The organism is Bacillus cereus group sp. BfR-BA-01330, from assembly GCF_022663885.1.
Taxonomy (GTDB): Bacteria; Bacillota; Bacilli; order Bacillales; family Bacillaceae_G; genus Bacillus_A; species Bacillus_A cereus.
In genome coordinates this window covers 195,022-218,899 of the sequence record NZ_JAKUGK010000006.1, presented here as the reverse complement: position 1 = coordinate 218,899, position 23,878 = coordinate 195,022, and the positions used below count along the sequence as shown (strand labels likewise).

Sequence of the window (23,878 nt, the reverse complement as noted above, 5' to 3'; positions counted from 1 at the left end):
CCATCGCGTCTTGCGACCTAATAATAGAAAACAAATTGACCGTATATTATATTTTAGGTTATAATTCAGAAAGTTTAAAAATTAATAAAAATGAGAAATAGGGAGGTTATGAGGGTAATGGAGAGAGTCTATAATTTTTCAGCAGGACCATCAATACTCCCTTTGCCAGTTTTAGAGAAAGTGCAAAAGGAGCTTGTAAATTATAACGGGACAGGCATGTCTATTATGGAAATGAGTCATCGATCTTCTTATTTTCAAAGTATTATAGAGGAAGCGAGTAACTTACTTCGTGAATTAATGAGCATCCCTGATGAGTATGAAGTTTTATTTTTACAAGGCGGTGCATCATTACAATTCTCTATGATACCGTTGAACTTAATGAATACGTATAAAAAAGCTGGATACGTACTAACTGGCTCATGGTCTAAAAAGGCACTGCAAGAAGCCGAAAAAGTTGGGGAAGTACAAGTAATTGCTTCTTCCGAGCAAGAGAAGTTTACTACGATTCCTAAACTGGACGGTTTACTAAGCGATGAAAAACTAGATTATGTACATATTACAACGAATAATACAATTGAGGGGACAAAATATGTGGATATTCCACATATAGAAAGAGTGCCGCTCGTTGCGGATATGTCTTCAAATATTTTGTCAGAACAATATGATGTTTCGAAGTTTGGTCTTATATACGCGGGGGCGCAAAAGAATTTAGGACCTGCGGGCTTAACGATTGCTATTATAAAAAGAGATTTAATTGGGGGAGCAGATCGCTCTTGTCCGACAATGTTAAATTATGAAACTTACAGTAAAAATAACTCCTTATATAATACACCGCCATCCTTTAGTATTTACGTAACAAAACTTGTACTAGAGTGGTTGAAAGAGCAAGGCGGAGTATCTGCGATTGAAGAACAAAATAGAATGAAATCTTCACTTCTTTATAATTTCTTAGATGAATCAAAATTGTTTACTTCACCAGTTGATCCTGCGTATCGATCACTTATGAACATTCCATTTACAACACCGTCAGAAGAACTTAACAATGAGTTTTTACAAAAAGCGAAGGAACGCGGCCTTGTTACGTTAAAAGGACATCGATCAGTCGGTGGTATGCGCGCTAGTATTTACAATGCGATGCCAGTACAAGGCGTACAGCAATTAGTAAATTATATGAAGGAATTTGAGCTTGAGAATAGATAGGGAGATGGGGATATGTTTCGTGTTCAAACGTTAAATCAAATTGCAGAAAAAGGTTTGCAAGTTTTTACTGAAGAACGTTATGAAGTAGGAGATAGAATCAATCATCCAGATGGAATTTTGCTTCGTAGCTACTCTTTACATCAAGAAGAGTTTTCAAAAGACTTAAAGGCGATTGCAAGAGCTGGCGCTGGTGTAAATAATATTCCTGTCGAGCGATGTACAGAAAAAGGAATTGTAGTATTTAACACGCCGGGGGCAAATGCAAACGCTGTAAAGGAACTCATTATTGCCAGTCTTATTATGTCTTCACGTAACATTATTAATGGTGTAAGTTGGACGAAAAACTTAGAGGGTGAAGAAGTACCACAGCTTGTTGAATCAGGAAAAAAACAATTCGTTGGATCAGAAATTGCAGGGAAACGTCTAGGTGTTATCGGACTTGGCGCAATCGGTGCTTTAGTTGCGAACGATGCGTTAGCGTTAGGGATGGATGTTATCGGATATGATCCTTATATTTCAGTTGAAACAGCTTGGCGTCTTTCTACACATGTGCAAAGAGCATTTAGCCTTGATGAAATTTTTGCAACGTGTGATTATATTACACTGCATATTCCTCTTACGAATCAAACGAAGGGGATTATTGGGGAACACGCTGTAGAGAAGATGAAAAGAGGGATGCGTCTATTTAATTTCTCTAGAGGAGAACTTGTAGATGAAAAGGTTCTTCAAAAGGCATTAGAAGAAGATATTATTACACATTACGTAACGGACTTCCCAAATGAAAATGTAATAAAGATGAAAAATGTAACAGCGACGCCTCACCTTGGCGCATCTACGTCTGAATCAGAAGAAAATTGTGCAGTAATGGCAGCACGTCAATTACGTGAATATTTAGAGACAGGAAATATTCGTAATTCAGTAAACTATCCAAACGTAGAATTGCCGTATATCGGAAAGAAACGAATTACAATTATGCATCAAAACGTCCCGAATATGGTAGGGCAAATTACAGGATGCTTAGCGGAACATCATATTAATATTGCCGATATGATTAATCGTAGTAAACATTCTTGGGCATACACAATGATTGATATCGATAACGGAATTGATGATATAATAAAAGAGAATATTGTAGAAAATATAAGCAAAATTACAGGTGTTGTAGCCGTTCGAATGATTGTGTAAAGGAGAGAGGAATGTGGCAAAAATACGACCGTTTCGGGCCATTCGTCCAGTAGAGGAAAAAGCGGCACAAGTGGCAGCTTTACCGTATGACGTATTAAATAGTGAAGAGGCAAGGGAAGTTGTAAAAGGGAATCCATATTCTTTCTTGCATGTTGATAAAGCAGAAATTGATTTAGATCCTGAACTGTCACCGTATGATGATCGCGTGTATGAAAAAGCGGGTGACAATTTAAAGCAATTTATACGAGAAGAAGTGTTCATACAAGATGAAGAGCCAGCGCTATATATTTATGAACTGACGATGCAAGGAAGAACGCAGTCAGGTCTTGTTGTTTGTACATCTATTGATGAGTATGAAGATGATACAATTAAAAAACATGAAAGAACACGTCATGAAAAAGAACTAGATCGTATTCGCCACGTAGATGTGTGTGACGCCAATACAGGCCCAATCTTTTTAACGTACCGTACAAAAGATGAAGTAAAGCATTTAATTAGAAGCTGGAAAGAAGAACATGCGCCAATTTATACATTTACAGCAGAAGACGGTGTTAAGCATGTTGCGTGGAAGATTGCAGATGAAGATGTAATTACGACTTTAGTAAACGCATTTGAAGATATTCCTAATCTTTATATTGCAGATGGGCATCACCGTTCTGCATCAGCTGCAAAAGTAGGACTTATGCGAAGAGAACAATATCCAAATTACACAGGAGAAGAGGAATTTAATTTCTTCTTATCGGTTCTATTCCCTCATGATGAATTAGCGATTTGGGACTATAACCGAGTTGTGAAAGATTTAAATGGCTTATCAGAGGAACAGTTTTTAAATCAAATTACGCAGTACTTTTATGTAGAAGAAGCACCTGTTTCTCCGTATAAACCAAATGAGCCAAAAACATTTGGTATGTATGTAAATGAGAAGTGGTATAAGCTTACTGTGAAAGAAGAAACATTTGATGCGAATGATCTTGTTAGAGGTTTAGATGTATCTATCCTGCAAGATCATTTATTAAGCCAAGTACTTGAAATACATGATCCGCGTTCTGATTCACGTATCGATTTTGTCGGAGGAATCCGCGGATTAGAAGAACTAGAACGCCTTGTGAACAGCGGCGAATACAAAGCAGCATTCGCATTATATCCGACATCTATGGAAGATTTATTAGCAATCGCAGATGCCGGAGAAGTCATGCCGCCAAAATCAACGTGGTTTGAACCGAAACTGCGTAGTGGGTTGTTTGTTCATTCTTTAAAATAAATAGACTTCTTTAGTTAGAAAAACCGAAATGATTTTTAGTTTCGGTTTTTCTTATTTTGGCTCAGTAAACGTTTAATGTTGATTTTAATGTTAAGATTGAAATATGTAACAACAGGTCGCTACAAAAAAAATGGAGGAAATACGATGAAAATGCAGCTGCAAAAAAGTTTTTATGTTGAATTGAAAAATGCAATTCGTTGTCATTATAACGAACTTTTAACAAGATGCGGTGTTGACACAATATACGGGTACTCCATATTAACAGACGATTGTGTCAATAGCATTGGACCAGTGGCAAATAAAGAAAGACTAATCAAAGTTAATAAATCGGACCCTTTATACAATTATTATAGATACGGAGCTGTTGAGTGGAGCGAATGGAACGATTTTGGAACGTTTGATGAAGTGAACAAAATTATTAAGAAATATCATAATATCGTCGAAGATGACTTTAACATACGAGTACATACACTGTTGAAAGAAACGTTAAATGTGTTAATGGAACTTGAATCAGAAGGGTTGTTTGGAGATAGAGATGATAATCGATTTATTGTCATTTGTGTAACTGATTCATCGAACGAAATCATGATTGAATCAGCTCGATTGCTTAATACATTAAAGACATACGAAGAATATGCTTCAGAATTTGCATAAGAATGAACATAAGTAAAACTGCGCTCTATAAGAGGCGATTTTCATTTAATAGAAAGTCACCAATTAATAGTAACCATTCGTTGTGACGTAAGCATTGAACAATTAGAACCTGATGAAAAAACGTCCAAAGATAATTACGATGTTTATATGTATGAATCAACTTGGAAAAGAAGTAATGCAGGGAAGCTTTTCAGGCATTATTCTTTGATTGGTAGGAAAAGTAATGAATAAGTGGGCCCCCGATGCCTCCCAGGCTTAGCGTTTTAATTCCCTCCATAACGTATACTCTGTTCTTTTCTTAACTATTAGAAAATAGTTGAATAAGCTCGTCAACAAAAAGGGCATTCCTAGTATTACAAGAAATGTCCTTTCCACTAAATTATAGGATATTTTACTAAAATTCAAACTCTAAAATTAGTTTACTAGTTTGACTTGTAAACTGATAATTATAGGATCCTCTCAGGTTTTCTAAGTTACCGGTAGCTTTAATAATTGTTCCTGGGGAATCTAAATTTCCTTTATCAAATATTCCTTGCTCTATAGCTGTGAATGTCCCTTGTTGCCCCTTATAAATTCCTTCAAAGTGTAAAAATCCAGAAATTTTAGCCGTAGCCAAGTGACCATCATTTATATTTGAGTCTAGATAATATAATAAGTATTCAACAAAAGCTTTTCCTTTTAATTCTCCATCAATATCATATTCAACATGGGCAATATTAATAGGGAAATCTTTTCTAGTATCATCAATTAGTTTTTCATCCCATTTACTTACTGTAAATGTTACTTCCATACACGTAAATCCCCCTTTATCATTAGATAAGTAATCTCCATATCATTTAAAAAGTACTAATTCACAGTCATATCTTATAGGAGTGTTTTTATTTATTTGAGCCCTGTCATATCGTTATCTTATCTCAGAATCACCTGCGCCTCCCCATGAAGGACTTACTGTTGTCACGGTGTCTCCTGCTTGTAACCTCTTTGGTTTTATTAACATGTTAACTCCGCTGCTGCAGAATGTAATGGACTACGATTATACAAACTGTATCATTGAAAAACATGATGTATGACATTAGTTTCTTCATCATCAATCCGTTTACCTGCTGGGATTCAAGAATTCAGTCTTAGTGTTGAATATAGGAATAACCGATTTATATTTGAAAATCAAAGTATGCATCATTGCATGAGGAAAACGGTTGTTATTTTTATAACCTGTAACTATAATGATTACAGGTTGGTCGATACCAATCAAAAAAATAAAATCATCATGAATGGAGATGTTACATATGGGTATGAAAAAAATAATTTTAGCAGGTGCTTTAGGAATCGCAGCATTATCAGGAACAAATTTACCAGGATTAGAACTAACAAAAGCGAGTGCAGCTTCTATTGAATCGAATTTCTCGACGTTAGAAGGACGAGTAGTAGAAGTAGATAACGGTGTGATTGTTGTAAAATCTAAGCAATATGAGGAACCTGTTAGTGTGTATATTGATTCACTTTCAAACGTGAAAGTAGGAGATGAAGTAAAAGCTACTGGATCTATGATGCGTAATTTTACAGAATATATGGTTGCAACTGCAGTTGAAAATACAACAAACAAGTTAGGTATGCACATGAAAGAAGATGGCTCACCTAATTATGTAATTGGAGAAGTATCAAAAGTAGGAACGATGGAAGATGAGGGAGACAGTGCTACTAAATATGTTGTAGTTGAGTATCCATCGTTAAATGGGAAGAAAGATATTATTGATGTTTTCTTAACAAAGGGACAAGTATTTAATGTGGGTGAGAAAGTGAAAATTGATATGAAGTATGTAGGGTGGGGCGGAAGTTCTATTAACTGGAACACAGTTGACCATATTGAAAAAGTTCATGAAGCAAAGACGAACGTTGAAAATAATGATGATGTATGGATTTGGTCTTAATAAGGCGAGTATAAGTCGTTATTTGCAATTTTCTCCAAACAATACATGTAAAAACTAAATGTATCATGCAGTACCCATCTAATTCTCATTGCGTATGACAATTAGATGGGTACTTTTTTATTTGAAATTTGTGCAAGTCAATGTTCAGCATTTCTTTTTAAGAGTAAATTACGGGTGAAATCAAAACTTTATTTGCAGTACATAATAAATAATGTTGATTTTTTATCTTATATTAAAATAAAAACAAACCACTGTTCGATTTGAATATTCCACGATATAATGGTGAGAGTTTATGACAGAATAAATATTTACATAAGAAGTGAGGTACGGTATGAAAAAAAGAACGACAGACATTATTTTTATTATTATCGGTGCATTTCTTTTTGCGTTAGGTGTCAATTTATTTGTTATCCCGAACGAGTTTGGTGAGGGCGGGGTAACAGGTATCACGATTATTACGTACTATTTATTTGAATGGTCACCGGGCTTAGTTAACTTAATTTTAAATGCGATTTTGTTAATAGCCGGTTATAAATTTTTAAATAAGATCACAACAATTTATACGATTATCGCTGTAGTTACGAACTCACTATTTCTTCATTTAACAGAAGGCTGGACGATTGCTTCGGATGAAATGCTCGTAAATGCCATTTTCGGAGGTATATTTATTGGATGTGGGATTGGTCTAATCATTCGTGTTGGCGGAACAACTGCAGGTACTACGATTTTAGCGAGAATGACCCATAAGTATTTAGGCTGGAGTATTAGCTATGGTCTATTGTTCTTCGATTTAATCGTTGCGTTTTCATCTTATTTCATCATTGGTGCAGAAAAACTGATGATAACAATTATTATGCTATATGTAGCAACGAAAGTGATGGAGTTTGTAATTGAAGGTTTAAATCCGAAGAAAGCCATTACGATTATTTCTGATAATCCGAATGAAATTGCCGGGAAGGTAACTACCTTAATGGGCAGAGGGGTTACTGTGTACTCAGGTCATGGCTATTACACGAAAACTCCGAAGGAAATTCTTTATGTTGTTATTAATAAGCAAGAAGTAGTGAAGCTAAAGCGGATTGTTCAAACTACAGATCCGGCTGCCTTCATCGCTATACACGATGTTCGTGATGTGTTCGGAGAAGGATTTGTTGATATTTCGAAGGCTTAAAAATTGTTTTTGATTAAAATAATCTTAATACTAAAACGTGAGAATCTATTTTGAATAATCTTTTTTCAAAATAGATTCTTTTTCTTTTTCTTGCAAAAAATCCAATTGTTTCTTAATGTAGTGATGTAGAAGGATGAAAGAGAGAGGGTTTAATGAAGATGATACATATTTTATTAGCTGATGACGATAAACATATTAGAGAGTTATTGCATTATCATTTACAAAAAGAGGGGTTTAAAGTTTTTGAGGCGGAAGATGGAAAGGTAGCGCAAGACGTATTAGAGAAGGAAAACATTCATCTTGCGATTGTAGACATTATGATGCCGTTTGTTGATGGGTATACGTTATGTGAAGAAATTCGGAAGTATCATGATATTCCTGTTATTTTATTAACTGCGAAAGACCAGTTAGTGGATAAAGAAAAAGGATTCATTTCTGGTACAGACGATTATATCGTAAAACCATTTGAGCCAGCTGAAGTCATTTTCCGTATGAAAGCTTTATTACGTCGTTATCAAATGCTGAGTGCAGATATTATTACGTTGCACGGAACGACAATTGATCGAAAAGGTGTAGAAGTAAAGTGTAACGGTCAAACAATTTTGCTTCCTTTAAAGGAATTTGAGCTATTATCACAACTTGCTAGTTATCCTGGAAGAACATTTTCAAGAGAAGAGTTAATTGAACTAGTATGGGGAATGGATTTTGAAGGGGATGAACGAACAGTTGATGTTCATGTGAAAAGGCTCCGAGATCGTTTCTCAAAACGAACGGATGATTTTCAAATTACGACAGTACGCGGACTCGGATATAAGTTGGAGTTGAAATAAGATGAAATCACTATATTCTAGATTTGTATTTATGACGGTCGGCATTATGCTACTTAGTAGTATTATCGGCTTTTTATTAACGAACGTATATTATCAAGTGAAGTTAAAACCGTATAATAGTGAAAAGATTTTAAAGTATGCGGAAGAAGTTAAATCGTTATATGAAAAGCAAAGTGAAGAAAATCAAGAGACGTATTTGCATTCTATTGCAAAGTTAGGGTATGAAATTTATATTGTCGATGATCAAAAGAATGGGAAGCGTATTGGTAATGCGTTTCGTAAGACGTCTATTAGCGATGCTACTGTTCATAAAGTATTGCAAGGAGAAACGTTTAATGGTGTTTCTACGTATCCAACGCGTCTTTTTATTACAGGATTTTTCGATAATGAATTAATAAATAGTGTTGGTGTACCGGTAAAGCACGGTGATAAACAGTACGCGTTATTTATTCGTCCTGACATTCAGAACCAATTTGGCGAGATGCGAATTTTCTTAGCGGTATTACTTGGGTTTATCGTACTATTAAGTATTATCTTTATAGCGATTGCAGCAGGTTATATCGTTCGCCCAATCCGTAAATTTACGAAGGCTACGCAAAAAATTGCGAGTGGGGAATATAAAATTGAATTAGACGTAAAACGAAAAGATGAAATAGGAACGTTATCTACAAGCTTCCAAAAGATGACGAAAAGTATTAAAGAACTAGATGAAATGAGACAAGAATTTGTTTCGAACGTTTCACATGAATTCCAGTCGCCGCTTTCTTCTATACAAGGTTTTTCGAAAACATTGCAAACAGAAAAGATGAGTGAGGAAGAAAGAAACCATTACTTACAAATTATTGAAGGCGAAAGTAAGCGGATGTCTAGTTTATGTAAACAGTTACTTACGCTCGCTTCATTAGATAAAGAGGAAAAGGTTCTACAAATAAGAGAATTCAATCTGCAGAAGCAAATTAAAGACGTCATTTTTATGCTTGAGTGGAAATGGCGCGAGAAAGATATTGCCGTTGAATTTGATGTGCCGGATATCACTATAAAAGGTGATGAAAACTTACTTCATCAAGTATGGAGTAACATTTTCACGAATAGCATCAAGTTTTCAAACGATGGTGGAACGATTGAGTTTTTTGTCGAAGAGTTAGAGTCTAGTGTCATTATCTCTATATCGGATAACGGAATTGGTATGGAAAAAGAAGAAATGGATCGTATTTTTGATCGTTTTTACAAAGTAGATACAGCAAGGGCAAGAAACGTAGAAGGTAGCGGTTTAGGATTATCAATCGTGCAGAAGATTGTTGAACTGCATAAAGGGACCGTTTCGGTATATAGCACGAAAGGGGAAGGGACGACTGTTCGGGTTGAACTTCCTAAATAGATGAAAGAGGCTGTTTGGGAACAGCTCTTCTTTTTTTGTCGCTAGTATACGTGTAAAATGAAAAAATATGAGTCATTTTAATTGCATAATCGGATGAGTTTATGGAGTGGGATTAGGAGGAAGTTTATTTAAAAATGTAGAATCTCTACAGAGTTAGAGGAAGTGTATTAAAACTTGAACTGTGTAGGGAGGAAATTACTTTGAAACGAATTGACTTGTTATTAAACACACTAGATTCAACATTCGATAAAGAGAGTTGGTATGCACCGTTTAAACATGCTATAGAAGGACTTACAGCTGAACAGGCTATGTGGAAACCAGCTGGAGAGACAACGAATACCATTTGGGAGAATGTTAATCATCTCACTTATTACAAAGAAAGACTTGCTGCAAACTTGGAAGGACGTGAATGGACACATAATCTTGACGGTAATGACACCTTTTATCTTACTAAGCAATCTAATAATGATACGGAATGGAAGGAAGTCGTTGAACGCTCTGAACATGCTCAGCGTAATTTAAGACAGGTATTAAGTGCAATTTCTGAAAGAGAGCTTGAACAAAATTCACTTGAAGGTAAATTACTGGACATCATGCTTCATGATGCTTATCATACAGGCCAAATTATTCAATTAAGGAAAATGCAGGGGGCATGGCCATCAAAGCGTTAACGGCACCTTTTAGTTGGTGCTATTGTTGAATAAATTTTAGATATTCAAACGACTTTATTGTTATATTTTTAGTGAAATATTTTACATCCAAAATGAAATAATTATATTTTTAACCCCGTCCCCAATTTAGAACGGGGTTATGTTTGTTCTGTTATAAAGCCGCACCTTTCCCGCACTCTTCTTTAAACCGAAGCTCAAAAGTATCCGCTGTAATTTCATCAGCTTTTGGAAAAGCCCGTAATTTCGGATGAAGTAGCCATACGAGGGAAATGAATAAAATCCCAATGCTAGCAAGCGCGAAAATGAGTTGGCTACTATATACATTCGCAGTGTATCCGCCAATTAAAGAGCCGAGTGGCATAGCAATTGTGCCCATGCTTCGTGTGACTGAATTGATACGCCCAAGATATTGGTTTGGAATTACAATTTGACCAATAGTCGCAAATAATATGTTGGTCGCACCAATTGGTATCCAAGCTAAGCCGAATAAAAAAATGGATAACCATTGAAACGGTACAACTGTAGAGAGAAACCAAAAGAAAGCGCCAGTCGCAAAGCTAATAATGGAGACACGGCCAACATTATGTTTACCAACCCATGAACTGAATAGTGCTCCAATTAAACAACCGGCGGATATAGCGGCTAAAAAGAAACCATATAATTTTACACCGCCTAAAGAATCAGCGAAAGAAGGGAGTATTGCCATCGTCATACCGATTGAAAAATTAGCGACAACGGAACCGATTAAGAATACGCCCATTAAGGAACGGAAGACAATTGAAAAACCTTCTTTTAAATCAGAGAAATATTGTTTAGTTGAAAGTGATGTGCCCGTTTCGGTTTGCTTTGGTATTTTCAATGAAAAGAACAAAAGGGCAGTAATCGCAAATGTGAAAGAGTCAATTACATATAAAGTGATCGCGCCAAATAGTGCTACTAATATTCCAGAAAGCGTCGTACAAATTAAATCAATGCCTTGATATGCAAATGAGAAGAGTGAATTTCCTTTTAATAATTGTGTTTTATGCAGTAGAAGTGGTAAAGCTTTTGATTGTGCGGGATAGGCGAATTGTTCAATAAAGGCTACGATAGGCATGATGATGAGTAGTAGGTGGACTGTTAGTAGGTCGAAGTAGTGTGTAATAGGAATGATTAAAATAAGAATGCATTGCAGAACTTGTGTGATGACGAGAATGTTTTTAATGGACCATCTATCAACGAATGGACCAGTAAGAAATTGTAGTGCAGAAGGTAATAACGTAAGGGAACCAGCCAATCCAGAATAAAAAGGATTACCACTTAATTTGTATACGAGCCACATCGCTGCTACATAATACAAGCTATCTCCTATGTTTGTAAAAATTCTCCCTAAAAATAATAAGAGGAAATTCCGGTTTTTTAATATGTTCATTTAATCTACTCCTTTATAAGAAATTTATTCGGTAAAATAAAATTGACCGTCTCGGTAAAAAAAATCGTATTACGATTTTTCTTCTTCTTTAATAAATTGCTGCATTGTTCTCTCAGCGATTTGAAGTGCAGTAGTAGAAATATAATAAGGTTTACTATTCGGATCTTTATCTGCACCTTTTGTAATTTCGTTTAATTCAGCCATCAATTGATGAAACTTTTTCACCCACACTTGAAATTGTTCTGGCGTAGCATCAAACTCCCAGCAGGATGAAACGTAATTCCACTTAGCTGGATCTTCACTTGCATTTCGTAATGTAAAAGCTTCTTCTGGTGCAGCGAGAATTTGGCTTTTCGTTCTTTCTATCATTTGTAAAAAGATTTGGCGACCTGATTCGCTTAATATTTCTAAATGAGGTAATAGATCTGCGGCAGGGGTGAAGCCTTTCGCGACAGATTGATAAAACTTTTGAACAATCCCATTCTTTTCTTCTGTATAAACGATCTCTATAAGACCATTCTTTTCTAATTCTTTTAAATGATAATGAATTTTCGCCCTTGAAATGCCGAATTTCTCAGATAGTAATTGTCCAGTATAAGGACGTTCGCATAGACGTATCATCATTTCGGCACGTAATGGATCGCTTAATGCTTTTAGTTGGCTATAAGTAGTTAGTGTTAATACGGGCTTCAAAATGATCAACTCCTTGAATAAAATTACTCGGTCAATATTATTTGACTGAATTGTATCAAGGATCTCAATTATTTTCAATACTTTCTGAAAATTTAATCTTAATCTCTGTAATCTTCTGTTCATATTCCGTTCATATTTCTTTTTTATGATAAGTGCATAGAAAGAAAGAGGAAGGAGCGAGCGAAATGTTTTTAGCTCTGCGTGAATTAAAACAATCAAAATTACGATACGGATTAATCGGATTGATTATGGTGTTATTATCATTTTTAGTCCTTGTTATTTCAGGATTAGCAAATGGATTATCATATGATAATGCTTCATCGATTCAAAATATGGGGGCAAATAAGTTCGTTTTAGCAGATGATGCGGAAAATAAATTACTTCGTTCACAAATTAAGAAAGACGATGTAGATAACGTAGTAAATCAAGTAGGTGAGAAAGAGGCAGTTCCGTTTCGTGTGAAAGTTTCAACGTATGAAAAGAAAGATAGCTCGAAAAAGGTTGATATCGCTATTTTCTCAAGCGAACGAGATTCATTTTTAGAACCGAACATTGTAAAAGGTGAGAAATTAGGTACAGCAAACAACGAGATGGTTGCTGATGAATCGATTAAAGAGAAGGGAATCGATATTGGAGATACAATTATCGATCCTGTTTCAAAGAAAGAATTTACAATCGTCGGATTTACGAAAGATCAAATGTTTAGCCATACACCAGTCGTTTATGTAAATGAAGACGTATGGGGATCTATTTCACAACCAAACCAAAAAGATTATAGTGCAATTGCACTTAACACAGATAAAGAAATTAAAAATGCTCACGTTATCGATAAAAAAGAAGTACTGCAAAGTATTCCAGGATTTAAAGAAGAGCAAGGAACATTAACGATGATCATTGCGTTCTTACTTGTTATCGCTGCGTTATTAATCGGTGTATTCTTCTACGTTATTACACTGCAAAAAACACAGCAATTAGGCGTATTAAAAGCAATTGGTACGAAGAACTCGTATTTAGCAAATAGTTTAGTCGTACAGGCGTTATTCTTATCAGTCGTTGCGATGGTAATTAGTATCGTTCTTGTACAAGGATTAGAACAAATTTTACCAGCAGGTATGCCGTTCTTATTAACAACACCGATGATTGCACAATATGCCGCAATCTTTATCGTCATTAGTATTTTAGGAACACTTATTTCGTTATACCAAGTATTAAAAGTTGATGCGCTAGAAGCAATTGGAGGCGGGATGTAATGACTTCATTATTAAAATTAGACAAAGTAAGTAAAGTGTACGGAGAAGGGAATACGGAAGTAACAGCCCTTCATCCGATATCGCTTGATGTGAAAGCCGGAGAATTTATCGGAATCGTCGGTCCTTCTGGATCAGGGAAAAGTACATTATTATCAATCGCGGGTGCACTATTATCACCGTCAAAAGGGGATATTTACATTCGTGAGCAAAATATTACGAAGCTATCAGAAAAGGAAATGACAGACATTCGTTTGAAAAAAATCGGCTTCATTTTCCAGTTCGCAAATCTTGTTCCATATTTAAATGTGAAAGAACAATTACTTTACATTGCTAAGTTAAAAAAAGAAATTAAACAAGAATCAGAAAAGCGTGCGGATCATTTATTAGCGGCATTTGGATTAGGAGAAAGAAAAAATCATTATCCAAATCAACTATCTGGTGGGGAAAAACAAAGGGTAGCAATTGCTCGTGCGTTCATGAACAACCCAGATTTAATATTAGCGGATGAGCCAACGGCAAGCTTAGACTCAAAACGCGCACGTGAAGTTGTTGAAATGATGAAACGTGAAGTGAAAGAGAGCCAAAAAGCAGCAATTATGATTACACATGATGAAAGAATGCTTGATGTATGTGATCGTATATTGACGCTTCGAGATGGACAGTTAATATAAAAAAAGGAAAACCGTACATGTATGTGCGGTTTTCCTTTTTTTAATGGATTTATTTAGAGAATAACGTTTTAATTTTATTACGAGTAAGTAATAAAATCCCGCCTAATACAGATAGCATTCCTAGAGCCATATTGTTTGATTGCTCGCTACCAGCGTTAGGAAGTTCTTTAGCGTTATTGTTTTTAGTACCATTATCTGCTTGCGTTTGTTTAGACTGTGATACTTCATTAATCTTGTTATCAACATTTTGCTTCGTTGTATGTAACTCAGCTAATTTGTCGTCAATTTTTTTCTCAGTATGCTTAAAGTCGTTGATTTTAATATCTAAGTCTTGTTTTTTCTTTGTTAAATCGTCTGAAACAGTTTGTTTCGATTGTTTAATTTCGTTAATTTTATTTAGTAAATCTTCTCTAGCCTTTTGTAATTCAGCTAGTTTGTTTTTTACATCTTGTTTAGCTAGTTCTAAGTTAGCGGAAAGACTGTCTAAATTGCCTTTAATTTTCTTAAGTTCCTCTAACGTGTTACCAGTATTCGGCTTGTTTTCTTTTAGTTCAGCGAGTTTGTCTTCAGCAGTTTGTTTCGCTTTCTTTAACTCAGCTAATTTTTCATCTACTTGTTTTTTAACTTCCTTAAGTTCATTAACCTTTTGATCAATGTTCTCTTTATGTTGCTTCATTTCATTCACTTTTTCATCGACAGTTTGTTTATGTTCTTTAATCTCATTCACTTTGTTATCGATATTTTGTTTATGCTCTTTTACTTCAGCAACTTTATCTTCTACTTGTTTTTTATGCTCTTTAATTTCAGCGATTTTATCTTCGGCGATTTGTTTGTCTTGCTGAAGTTTTGCATCTAACTCTTGTTTATGTTGTTTAATCTCGTTAATTTTTTCATCAGCAACTTGTTTACGTTCATGTAGTTCATTCACCTTCGTATCAACATTTTCCTTAACTTTGTTAAGTTCATTTAATGTTTGATCCACGTTTTCTTTGTGTTGCTGTAATTTCGCATCTAACTCTTGTTTATGTTGCTTAATTTCAGCTAATCGATCTCCCGTACTTTGCTGAGGAGTAGCATCATTTACTTCCGCCTGAGCAGAGTTTGCGCCAGCAATCATTGCTAAAGCTAGTGTAGACGCAGCGATTGTTTGTTTTGTTTTCATATTTTTGTACCTCTTTTCTTTCATATGCATGAGCTATTTTGTGTAAAAATGAGCATATAGAAGTAGATTCTTCCATCATTATATACCATCTACGCCGTCTAGAGGAAGTATTTGCATAATAATCTATGATTATGTAATTTTTATAATCTCTTATTTCGGATAGGGGAGAACTCTTTAGCAAGATGGACAATTTTTAATATAGTAGAGTTTACATCCTTACTGTTACGAATAACAAACAAATAATCAGCCTCGTTTTCTATAGGATCTACCACATCATCGTGAAGTGATTCAGTTTGTTGTCGATCAAGTACTTCTTTGAAACTAGAATATCCACCTCTAAAAATATTCGTACTTCGCGTGCTTCTAGCCACTCTTTCGTAAAGTACATCATCTGGGATGTCAAAGTGAACTAATATGCGTACATATTCATTCTGTGGAAATAATTCGTTTAGTAAATAGAACCTTCCGTTTTTACTGCGATTGGAGTTACAAATAATAAGGTGTAAATTTGTATGTTCTTTCGCATAATCAACAATGAATTTTGAAAGACTGTGCTTTAGTGTATTTGATCCTTCTGTCGGCTGTAATTTTTCATAATGTGTGTTAATAAATTCAGCTTGATTATCTTGATCCATAACGAAAGAGTGGGGTAACTCTTTTTCTAATGCTCTTGCAAATGTAGTTTTTCCACTGTGTGTTTTTCCAACTGTAATGATGACTAATCTTTTCATGACGCCCTCCATTTGTATTGTTATGAACTGGAATATTCGGTGTAGATCGAAATCTTCCTGCTAGAGATTACACAAATTGTTGGAGCGTTAGTAGGCTGGAAACTTGACAAAAAAACTTATTTGTGCTATAATTTACCAATATAAAAATAAGGTGTATAATAGGGTTCTCCTGGCCAGGGGAACCCTATTTTTGTTGTGAAAATGAAGGAGAGTGTATGTGCGTGAAACAAGGTGAAGCAAGTGTAACGTCGTTAGTATCAGCTTTCGGAAGGGCGTATCATAGTGAATTTGATAATCCTAAAATCTTTGATGATTATGTAGCTAAAGATTTCATTTCACAAAAAGAACGTAACAATATTGAAACGAACATGGTTCAAGGGATTCACTTTTTCAATACAGACATTGCAGAGCAGTTTCAAGATAATCCAAAAGAAATATTAAAATGGATTACGCAAGTTCAGTTATCGCCAACACCTTTAGCACGTGCCGCATATTGTGAAAGAGTATTACTACATGAAATTACATTAGGAGCGAAACAATACGTCATACTCGGTGCAGGCTTAGATACGTTCAGTTTTAGACACCGAGAATTAGAAAATAAAATAGAAATATTTGAAGTGGATCATCCTTCTACACAGGCGTTTAAGAAGGAAAGAATAAAAGAAGTAGAACTTGAAGTTCCAAAAAACCTTCATTTTGTTTCAATGGATTTTACGAAAGGATTTTCCTATGAACAGTTACGCAATGAAGGATTTGAACATAAAAAGACTTTCTTTAGCCTTTTAGGTGTTACGTACTATTTAACGAAAGAGGAACTTGCTAGTTTATTAGAATGTTTATTCGAGATGGTTCCGGCAGGTAGTTCTATCGTTTTTGATTATCCCGATGAAAATTTGTTTACGGAAAAGGGACTGTCCAATCGAGTTGAAATTATGGTGAAAATGGCTGCGGTAGGCGGAGAACCGATGAAATCATGTTATTCTTATACTGAAATGGAAGCACTGTTAGAGAAGGCGGGCTTACTCATTTATGAGCATTTATCACCAGAAGACATAAATACATTCTATTTTGAAGGACGAAATGATTATTTAGAAGCTTTTGAGACGGTGCATTATGTGCATGCGGTGAAGAGGTAGATGATTTGTGGGCATGGAGAGGAATCTCTGTGTCTTTTTTCTAATGATATAACCGGATTCAGGACTTTTAACCAACGTGAAAAGTCCTGAGTTAGAAAGTATGGTAGAGTGCTACTGTCAGAAGGAATCTTTTTTTATGTTTTCTATTACTAACGGCGGAGTTGATCTACAGCATCTGCCGCATCCCTTGCCGCATTTGCAGCCTGTTTTGTTGTACGTATTTGCTGTTTCAAAAGAGTATTTTGTTCTTCTAACAAAGTATGCTGCACTGTACTTGTTTCAGTAACTTGCCAGATTGCTAAAGCTTCTTTTAAATCATCTGCTGCTCCGCTTTCTAGCGCTACTATACATGCATCAATTTTTTTGACTGAAAAATACTTAATTGGGATTGGTATACTACTTTGAAATTTTTGATCATATTCTTGAATTTGAGGGTCATATTTAGAAGCAGTAAATTTTCTAAACACGTGTATTATAGATGGCCACGCAGCAACAAATACAATTAAAAAAACCCACATAATAAACATACTACTTGTATCATTATAACTAAATAATCCTCCTGGTAAAATCATCAATAATACGAATGCAATTAATATCCCAGGTATACGGCTAGGACGTTTGTGTATCTTTTTCATGATACTTTCATAAGAAGTTACATAATATCGACCCTCTTTTAATCTTTGAACCCATTCTTCCTTTTGCATATACATGGCACCATCCTTTTTTTGTGAAGTATATTACTACTTAATTATATAACTTAAAGGGGTAAATAAACAGAAAATTCAGTGTAAAATATTTTTTCTCCCTGTAGGAAAATTATTTCATTTAATAAATCTATCTAGTTGTAGAGTATGCTCTAGTTTTTAATCCTTATATACTACATCCATGAATAATATGCGAGATTTATTATATGATGCAGACAACGGGAATATCGATACATTGGGATTTAGTAAACATTCAAAAACAAGGGTATGGAGGTGGTGAAATTTGGTTTGATGATGTACTGATAAGAAAAAATGGACATTTTATTTTACAAGAGTTATTCAGATTAAATGAAGAAAATTTGAAGGGGTAAAGCGCTTTATTGAGAGAGTGTAAAATAGATTAAAATACAACATACCAAACCAAGAGATTTATCGTGTAACTTTACATTCATTTAATATTAATAGGATACTTGAAAAGGTAGCGCTATGGAGTATGTAAAAAAGACAAAATCTCTTAAAAAACACTTAATTTTTTATTCCATTAATCTTTACAATCGCCCCCTATAATGTGAATTGGACAAGCACCTAAGAGAAAGCAGAATATGTCAGTTTGTACATTCTATTATTAGGGGGAGAATTTGTATGAAAAAGACGGTTGCTTCGTTAGCAGTTATGACTGCATTATTACCGACGTTTTCAGTGCATGCGGAAGGGAAAGAGCAAGTCCGAAAATCAGCTACAACTTTTAACGTTATTAGTGATATTCAAGGGGATTTAGGGGATTTTGATCATGTGCTAAAAGATATGAACAAAGTGACGCCACTTTCTAGAGCGCTTATTATGAATGGGGATATAACGCCGACTGGACAACAGTCACAATATGATGATGTAAAGCGTGTGTTAAATAAAAATAAGCATCCAGAAAATGTATGGTCTACTGTTGGGAATCATGAGTTTTATGCTGGTAAATGGACAGCAGATGGAAAACTCTCTCAAAGTACATGGCCAAATGGTGTAAATGAGGAAACTTTATTTAACCGCTATCTGAAATTTAGTGGACAAGAAAAGGTATATCATAAAAAAGAATTAGACGGTTATCCGCTTCTATTTTTAGGAACGGAAAAATATATGAAATACCACGATTCAAAAATGTGGGACGAAGTATATATGAGTGATGAGCAATTAGGTTGGTTAAAACAAAATTTAGAAGAGTACAGTCAAAAAGATAAAAATAAGCCAATCTTTATTTTCTCTCATCACGTTTTACCTGATACAGTATCTGGATCAAGGCAATCGCCGTACTTACAAGATTATTTAAACGTCGATAAATTGTACGATATATTAAAAGACTATCCGCAAGTTGTTTTCTTCACGAGTCATACGCATTGGGATTTAAACTTACCTGACTGGGCTGGTAAAAAGAAAATTACTGGCGGAGATGAAAAAGGTTTCACTGTTGTAAATACGGGCGGGATTGAAACAGGCTGGATGTCAGCAGGACCAAATGGAGGAGAGAAAACTGCTCCAGATGGCTATTCATTTAAACAAGGGTTACAAGTGAAAGCATATGGTAACGATGTAATTGTGACAGCTTACGATTACAAACGTGATAAGGATATAAAGAAGTTATTAATTAGTGATTCAAAAATTGCGCAGATGGCACCAAATGTAACGGCAGATGATAGTAAAAATATAATTGTCGGTGCAACTGAATATATGGAGTACACTATAGAAGGAACGAATGAGTGGCATACGTATAGTAAAGCAAATCCTCCGAAATTTGATGGAGATAAAGTCGTATACGTACGCCACAAAGGTGAAATGAATTTAGAGCCGGGATTAACGCAGTTACTTCGTTTTTCGGTAAATAAGTGATTGGAGGGAGTCTGCATTTGAATGTGTGGGCTCTTTTTTGTTGATGAGAAAGGGGTTGCCTGTCTGTCGTTTTTTGTCGATAGATCGATATATTAAGAAAATCGTTGATATACTGCAAGTTACGATCGATATATTTGAAAAATCGTTGATATATTGTAAGTAATGAACGATATATTTAAAAAATCGTTGATATAAATTTCATGTACCATAATTAAGTTAAAATCATTAATACGGTTTTACTTATCAAAATGAAATTCTAATACATTTTTAACCGAGAAAGATGACTTCACCATTTTTACGTGTAATAATAGTAACGTTACATATATTGTGAAAGAAGTACAAAAGGAGCGTTACAATGAATTTAGCTAAATTCCCGAGGAAAAAATATACAGAATCATATACACCAATTGAAAAGTTAAACAACTTTTCTGAAGCACTTGGTGGTCCGACTATTTATTTTAAACGAGATGATTTACTTGGTTTAACAGCCGGTGGCAATAAGACGAGAAAGTTAGAATTTCTAGTTGCAGATGCACAGGAAAATGGTGCAGATACGTTAATTACAGCTGGTGGTATTCAGTCAAATCATTGCCGCCTGACACTTGCTGCTGCGGTAAAAGAAAAAATGAAATGTATTCTTGTATTAGAGGAAGGGCTTGAGCCAGAAGAGAAGAGAGACTTTAACGGAAACTATTTCTTATATCACTTATTAGGTGCTGAAAACGTCATTGTTGTACCGAACGGAGCAGACCTGATGGAAGAAATGCATAAAGTAGCAAAAGAAGTAAGTGAAAAAGGAAATACACCATATGTAATTCCAGTTGGTGGATCAAACCCTACAGGCGCTATGGGATACGTTGCTTGTGCGCAAGAAATTATGGCGCAATCATTTGAGCAAGGAATTGATTTCAGTTCAGTTGTTTGTGTAAGTGGTAGCGGCGGTATGCATGCTGGTTTAATTACTGGTTTTTCTGGAACACAAAGCCATATTCCTGTAATTGGAATTAACGTAAGTAGAGGAAAAGCTGAGCAAGAAGAGAAAGTAGCAAAACTTGTAGATGAAACTTCAGCACATGTTGGTATTCCAAACTTTATCTCGCGCGACGCTGTTACGTGCTTTGATGAATATGTAGGACCAGGCTATGCGTTACCAACGCCGGAAATGGTAGAGGCAGTTCAGTTACTTGCGAAAACAGAAGGTATTTTACTTGATCCAGTGTATACAGGTAAGGCAGTAGCGGGATTAATCGACTTAATTAGAAAAGGTAATTTTAATAAGGAAGACAATATTTTATTCGTACATTCAGGTGGTTCACCAGCTTTATATGCGAATACTTCTCTATTTGCGTAAGTGTAAAAAGCATTGGGTATCCAATGCTTTTTTGTTATATACTGGACTATTTGAGCTGCGGACCAATTCTATCACTTTAATTAACTAAAAGAAGAACTTCCCCATCCCGATTAAACTACTGATCATTCCTATTCCACTCATGGTGCCTTTTCCTGCTGTAAGTAAGTTTCCAAGCAGTCCTAGCTGACCGTTACCTCCGTTATTTCCCCATCCTATTGGGGCCCACGGACCACCCCATCCTGGAGGGTTTCCAAAAACACCCGAGTTATTGGTATTGAAATGAAAAGGCTTGGCTGGCGGCGATAGTAAAGCTGCAAGATGACCTTGTGCGAACATCCCTGTATGATTGAATGGTTGCGCCCAGGGGAAGGGAGGTTTTTGAAAATTAAAACCTGCATGACCTGGTAATGGAGTCCAATTAGCAGGGTGACCTTGTGGTATTATCCCTGCATAATTAATTGGCTGCTGCCCCAAAGAGAAGGGAGGAGGTTGGGGATTGAACCCCGTATAATTGGCTGATGAATCCCAACTAACTGGATAGACTCGGTAACTCCAATTCTCAGGAAGCTTTAAATCATTCATTACCTCAGACGTAGTTATTTCGGGCTGTGAATATAATGAAATTTGGTTAGTATATTGTTCCCCGTTTCCCTTTGAATTCAAATACCAATATTGGTCCATACGCTTATTCTCCTCACTTTAAAAATGTAATGTTAGACTTAGCCTATGTAATATTCCTTTTTATGGATGGTTACATAACTAGATCTACAAGCCTGTATTTAAAGGAATGGGTGCGTGGTCTTTTTGATTTTTCTCGCTGCCTGTAAAATTCCCATTGATTTAAAGTTTCACTTTATTTTAGAAGGGGATTTTCAGTTGCTTATTTTGTGTATTTCAGCCTAATTTAAATTCCGTTAACAAACGTTTTTATAAAGGTTTCATCAAGAAAAAGATTTTAATATGGTATGTTGAGCAAGTGGAATTGCTAAAAAGAGAATATCCATTCGAAGAGTTTGGCAAAATACTGCAAGGGTAATGTTTTCTTGTGCAAATATGTAAACGATTTAAACGAATCAATGAAATTTATAATGAAGGGGCAATTAAATATATGAGTGAAACATTACATAAAAGAAAACCACCATATGTAATGCTTGTAATCCTTTTTATTGGGGCATTTGTTTCATTTCTAAATAACTCCCTTTTAAATGTAGCCTTGCCATCAATAATGAAAGATTTAAACATTCAAGATTATTCAACGATCCAGTGGCTTTCTACAGGGTATATGCTTGTAAGTGGTATATTAATTCCGGCCTCAGCATTTTTAATAACGCGTTTTTCAAATAGGAGCCTATTTATTACATCTATGGTGATTTTTATTCTTGGTACTGCCTTAGCGGCTGTAGCACCGAACTTTGGTTTATTACTTACTGGTCGGATGGTTCAAGCGGCAGGCTCTTCAGTTATGGGACCTTTGTTAATGAATATTATGCTAGTAAGCTTTCCAAGAGAAAAAAGGGGAACAGCAATGGGGATTTTTGGACTAGTTATGATTACAGCTCCAGCAATTGGGCCGACACTATCAGGTTATATTGTAGAGTATTATGACTGGCGTTTGCTGTTTGAAATGATTTTACCGTTAGCAATCATTAGCTTACTGTTAGGGATTTGGAAATCTGAGAATGTCATGAAACAAAATAAAAATACAAAACTTGATTATCTCTCATTACTATTATCTTCTGTCGGTTTTGGCGGTTTGTTATATGGATTCAGTTCTGCAAGCTCCGATGGCTGGACGAATAAAGTTGTCTTAACAGCCTTAATCATAGGCGCTATTGCCTTAATTGCTTTCATTATCCGTCAATTAAAAATGGATGAGCCGTTATTGGATTTACGTGTTTACAAGTACCCAATGTTTGCACTTGCGTCTGTAATTGCAATTGTCAACGCGGTGGCCATGTTTTCGGGTATGATTTTAACACCAGCTTATGTACAAAACGTCCGTGGTATTTCGCCGCTGAGCTCTGGGCTGATGATGCTTCCAGGTGCGGTAATAATGGGGATTATGTCACCAATTACAGGTAAACTATTTGATAAATATGGTCCTCGGATTCTTGGCATAGTAGGGCTTTCCATTACAGCTGTTTCAACTTATATGTTGGCAAGTCTGCAAATTGACTCTAGTCATACACATATTATTCTTATTTATACACTGCGGATGTTTGGGATGGCGATGGTGATGATGCCACTTATGACAAATGGTCTTAATCAATTGCCAACTCGCTTAAATCCGCACGGTACAGCTGTTAATAATACAGCTCAACAAGTGTCCGGTTCCATTGGTACTGCTATTCTTGTTACGATTATGAATTCTGTAACAAAAACAAAAGCTGAAAGTTTAATGTCTCATATAGATCCAACAACCTTCACAGAAACTACGAAGGCAATAGTAACTCAGAAGGCTTTATTATCCGGAATTCAATATTCATTCTATGTAGCGCTTGGCATGAATGTTGTTGCACTACTATTAGTTTTTTTCGTTAAACGTGTAGATACAAGTGCGGAAGCCGTCGAGAAGTTAAATCGGTAGAGAAGAATAAAACGTTAGATAATGATTCC

General features: G+C 35.4%; 22 protein-coding genes and 1 pseudogene. 16 read left to right on the top strand and 7 right to left on the bottom strand.

Annotation, left to right across the window (positions count from 1 at the left end; translation table 11 throughout):
* Positions 1-117 precede the first annotated feature (117 nt).
* The 4 genes from serC (at position 118) to MR112_RS18410 (ending at position 4,300) form a co-directional block, all read left to right on the top strand.
* Positions 118-1,200 (top strand): 3-phosphoserine/phosphohydroxythreonine transaminase, encoded by a 1,083-nt coding sequence (gene serC, locus MR112_RS18425; RefSeq protein ID WP_242245197.1) that lies wholly within the window; start codon positions 118-120, stop codon positions 1,198-1,200.
* A gap of 12 nt (positions 1,201-1,212) precedes the next feature.
* On the top strand, positions 1,213-2,385 hold the full coding sequence (locus tag MR112_RS18420; RefSeq protein WP_000490228.1) for a 3-phosphoglycerate dehydrogenase family protein: 1,173 nt from the start codon (positions 1,213-1,215) through the stop codon (positions 2,383-2,385).
* 13 nt (positions 2,386-2,398) lie between these two features.
* Positions 2,399-3,646, top strand: coding sequence for a DUF1015 domain-containing protein (locus MR112_RS18415; RefSeq protein WP_227899727.1), 1,248 nt, complete (start codon positions 2,399-2,401; stop codon positions 3,644-3,646).
* A 144-nt stretch (positions 3,647-3,790) separates the two neighbouring features.
* Entirely contained in the window at positions 3,791-4,300 is a 510-nt protein-coding gene (locus tag MR112_RS18410; protein WP_000783836.1) for a DUF4303 domain-containing protein, read from the top strand.
* Between the two features lie 394 nt (positions 4,301-4,694).
* Here MR112_RS18410 and MR112_RS18405 read toward each other — a convergent pair whose 3' ends face one another.
* The gene (locus MR112_RS18405) at positions 4,695-5,090 is read right to left on the bottom strand and encodes a DUF3224 domain-containing protein (RefSeq protein ID WP_242245196.1); all 396 of its coding nucleotides are present in this window, start codon (positions 5,088-5,090) and stop codon (positions 4,695-4,697) included.
* A 496-nt stretch (positions 5,091-5,586) separates the two neighbouring features.
* Here MR112_RS18405 and MR112_RS18400 point away from each other — a divergent pair, with 496 nt between their 5' ends.
* From MR112_RS18400 to MR112_RS18380, 5 genes are all read left to right on the top strand, one after another.
* Positions 5,587-6,228 (top strand): ATP F0F1 synthase subunit alpha, encoded by a 642-nt coding sequence (locus MR112_RS18400; RefSeq protein WP_048657072.1) that lies wholly within the window; start codon positions 5,587-5,589, stop codon positions 6,226-6,228.
* 331 nt (positions 6,229-6,559) lie between these two features.
* A complete protein-coding gene (locus tag MR112_RS18395; protein ID WP_000747488.1) occupies positions 6,560-7,399 on the top strand; it encodes a YitT family protein in 840 nt (279 codons plus the stop codon).
* Between the two features lie 152 nt (positions 7,400-7,551).
* Entirely contained in the window at positions 7,552-8,229 is a 678-nt protein-coding gene (locus MR112_RS18390; RefSeq protein ID WP_000781961.1) for a response regulator transcription factor, read from the top strand.
* Position 8,230: 1 nt separating this feature from the next.
* Positions 8,231-9,607, top strand: coding sequence for a sensor histidine kinase (locus MR112_RS18385; protein ID WP_088345397.1), 1,377 nt, complete (start codon positions 8,231-8,233; stop codon positions 9,605-9,607).
* Between the two features lie 200 nt (positions 9,608-9,807).
* On the top strand, positions 9,808-10,278 hold the full coding sequence (locus tag MR112_RS18380) for a DinB family protein (RefSeq protein WP_071739611.1): 471 nt from the start codon (positions 9,808-9,810) through the stop codon (positions 10,276-10,278).
* Between the two features lie 151 nt (positions 10,279-10,429).
* Here the strand turns inward: MR112_RS18380 and MR112_RS18375 are convergent, their stop codons facing one another.
* Positions 10,430-11,689 carry an MFS transporter gene (locus MR112_RS18375; protein WP_048657075.1) on the bottom strand — a complete coding sequence of 420 codons (1,260 nt, stop codon included), beginning with the start codon at positions 11,687-11,689 and terminating at the stop codon, positions 10,430-10,432.
* Positions 11,690-11,758: 69 nt separating this feature from the next.
* Entirely contained in the window at positions 11,759-12,382 is a 624-nt protein-coding gene (locus tag MR112_RS18370; RefSeq protein WP_227899720.1) for an ArsR/SmtB family transcription factor, read from the bottom strand.
* 185 nt (positions 12,383-12,567) lie between these two features.
* Here MR112_RS18370 and MR112_RS18365 point away from each other — a divergent pair, with 185 nt between their 5' ends.
* Positions 12,568-13,632: an ABC transporter permease gene (locus MR112_RS18365; RefSeq protein WP_227899719.1), complete on the top strand. Its 1,065-nt coding sequence runs from the start codon at positions 12,568-12,570 to the stop codon at positions 13,630-13,632.
* Positions 13,632-14,303 (top strand): ABC transporter ATP-binding protein, encoded by a 672-nt coding sequence (locus MR112_RS18360; protein ID WP_242245195.1) that lies wholly within the window; start codon positions 13,632-13,634, stop codon positions 14,301-14,303. Before MR112_RS18365 ends, MR112_RS18360 begins: the two co-directional genes overlap by 1 nt.
* A gap of 49 nt (positions 14,304-14,352) precedes the next feature.
* On the opposite strand, the gene MR112_RS18355 is transcribed toward MR112_RS18360, so the two are convergent.
* Complete coding sequence (locus tag MR112_RS18355) at positions 14,353-15,465, bottom strand: LPXTG cell wall anchor domain-containing protein (protein WP_025686849.1); 1,113 nt, start codon at positions 15,463-15,465, stop codon at positions 14,353-14,355.
* 140 nt (positions 15,466-15,605) lie between these two features.
* Complete coding sequence (locus MR112_RS18350; RefSeq protein ID WP_242245194.1) at positions 15,606-16,196, bottom strand: ATP-binding protein; 591 nt, start codon at positions 16,194-16,196, stop codon at positions 15,606-15,608.
* A gap of 215 nt (positions 16,197-16,411) precedes the next feature.
* Here MR112_RS18350 and MR112_RS18345 point away from each other — a divergent pair, with 215 nt between their 5' ends.
* Positions 16,412-17,332 carry a class I SAM-dependent methyltransferase gene (locus tag MR112_RS18345; protein WP_242245193.1) on the top strand — a complete coding sequence of 307 codons (921 nt, stop codon included), beginning with the start codon at positions 16,412-16,414 and terminating at the stop codon, positions 17,330-17,332.
* Positions 17,333-17,481: 149 nt separating this feature from the next.
* Here the strand turns inward: MR112_RS18345 and MR112_RS18340 are convergent, their stop codons facing one another.
* Positions 17,482-18,042, bottom strand: a complete 561-nt coding sequence (locus MR112_RS18340; protein ID WP_049108434.1) for a hypothetical protein — start codon at positions 18,040-18,042, stop codon at positions 17,482-17,484.
* A gap of 137 nt (positions 18,043-18,179) precedes the next feature.
* Here MR112_RS18340 and MR112_RS18335 point away from each other — a divergent pair.
* From MR112_RS18335 to cuyA, 3 genes and pseudogenes are all read left to right on the top strand, one after another.
* A pseudogene (locus MR112_RS18335) lies at positions 18,180-18,407 on the top strand (aminopeptidase); the annotation flags it as partial.
* Positions 18,408-18,678: 271 nt separating this feature from the next.
* Positions 18,679-19,911 (top strand): DUF4073 domain-containing protein, encoded by a 1,233-nt coding sequence (locus tag MR112_RS18330; RefSeq protein WP_242245192.1) that lies wholly within the window; start codon positions 18,679-18,681, stop codon positions 19,909-19,911.
* 355 nt (positions 19,912-20,266) lie between these two features.
* Complete coding sequence (gene cuyA, locus MR112_RS18325) at positions 20,267-21,262, top strand: D-cysteate sulfo-lyase (RefSeq protein WP_001046615.1); 996 nt, start codon at positions 20,267-20,269, stop codon at positions 21,260-21,262.
* 84 nt (positions 21,263-21,346) lie between these two features.
* On the opposite strand, the gene MR112_RS18320 is transcribed toward cuyA, so the two are convergent.
* Positions 21,347-21,943, bottom strand: a complete 597-nt coding sequence (locus MR112_RS18320) for a hypothetical protein (protein WP_242245191.1) — start codon at positions 21,941-21,943, stop codon at positions 21,347-21,349.
* Positions 21,944-22,370: 427 nt separating this feature from the next.
* Here MR112_RS18320 and MR112_RS18315 point away from each other — a divergent pair, with 427 nt between their 5' ends.
* The gene (locus tag MR112_RS18315; protein WP_242245190.1) at positions 22,371-23,849 is read left to right on the top strand and encodes a DHA2 family efflux MFS transporter permease subunit; all 1,479 of its coding nucleotides are present in this window, start codon (positions 22,371-22,373) and stop codon (positions 23,847-23,849) included.
* Positions 23,850-23,878 lie beyond the last annotated feature (29 nt).

Excerpts from the sequence above, each read along its gene's own strand:
- MR112_RS18315 (WP_242245190.1), top strand. The coding sequence starts at position 22,371 with ATGAGTGAAACATTACATAAAAGAAAACCACCATATGTAATGCTTGTA.
- MR112_RS18420 (WP_000490228.1), top strand. The coding sequence starts at position 1,213 with ATGTTTCGTGTTCAAACGTTAAATCAAATTGCAGAAAAAGGTTTGCAA.
- MR112_RS18320 (WP_242245191.1), bottom strand. The coding sequence starts at position 21,943 with ATGGACCAATATTGGTATTTGAATTCAAAGGGAAACGGGGAACAATAT.
- MR112_RS18350 (WP_242245194.1), bottom strand. The coding sequence starts at position 16,196 with ATGAAAAGATTAGTCATCATTACAGTTGGAAAAACACACAGTGGAAAA.
- serC (WP_242245197.1), top strand. The coding sequence starts at position 118 with ATGGAGAGAGTCTATAATTTTTCAGCAGGACCATCAATACTCCCTTTG.
- MR112_RS18360 (WP_242245195.1), top strand. The coding sequence starts at position 13,632 with ATGACTTCATTATTAAAATTAGACAAAGTAAGTAAAGTGTACGGAGAA.
- MR112_RS18330 (WP_242245192.1), top strand. The coding sequence starts at position 18,679 with ATGAAAAAGACGGTTGCTTCGTTAGCAGTTATGACTGCATTATTACCG.
- MR112_RS18410 (WP_000783836.1), top strand. The coding sequence starts at position 3,791 with ATGAAAATGCAGCTGCAAAAAAGTTTTTATGTTGAATTGAAAAATGCA.
- MR112_RS18345 (WP_242245193.1), top strand. The coding sequence starts at position 16,412 with ATGTGCGTGAAACAAGGTGAAGCAAGTGTAACGTCGTTAGTATCAGCT.
- MR112_RS18385 (WP_088345397.1), top strand. The coding sequence starts at position 8,231 with ATGAAATCACTATATTCTAGATTTGTATTTATGACGGTCGGCATTATG.
- MR112_RS18355 (WP_025686849.1), bottom strand. The coding sequence starts at position 15,465 with ATGAAAACAAAACAAACAATCGCTGCGTCTACACTAGCTTTAGCAATG.
- MR112_RS18390 (WP_000781961.1), top strand. The coding sequence starts at position 7,552 with ATGAAGATGATACATATTTTATTAGCTGATGACGATAAACATATTAGA.
- MR112_RS18340 (WP_049108434.1), bottom strand. The coding sequence starts at position 18,042 with ATGTATATGCAAAAGGAAGAATGGGTTCAAAGATTAAAAGAGGGTCGA.
- cuyA (WP_001046615.1), top strand. The coding sequence starts at position 20,267 with ATGAATTTAGCTAAATTCCCGAGGAAAAAATATACAGAATCATATACA.
- MR112_RS18400 (WP_048657072.1), top strand. The coding sequence starts at position 5,587 with ATGGGTATGAAAAAAATAATTTTAGCAGGTGCTTTAGGAATCGCAGCA.
- MR112_RS18405 (WP_242245196.1), bottom strand. The coding sequence starts at position 5,090 with ATGGAAGTAACATTTACAGTAAGTAAATGGGATGAAAAACTAATTGAT.
- MR112_RS18365 (WP_227899719.1), top strand. The coding sequence starts at position 12,568 with ATGTTTTTAGCTCTGCGTGAATTAAAACAATCAAAATTACGATACGGA.
- MR112_RS18395 (WP_000747488.1), top strand. The coding sequence starts at position 6,560 with ATGAAAAAAAGAACGACAGACATTATTTTTATTATTATCGGTGCATTT.
- MR112_RS18375 (WP_048657075.1), bottom strand. The coding sequence starts at position 11,689 with ATGAACATATTAAAAAACCGGAATTTCCTCTTATTATTTTTAGGGAGA.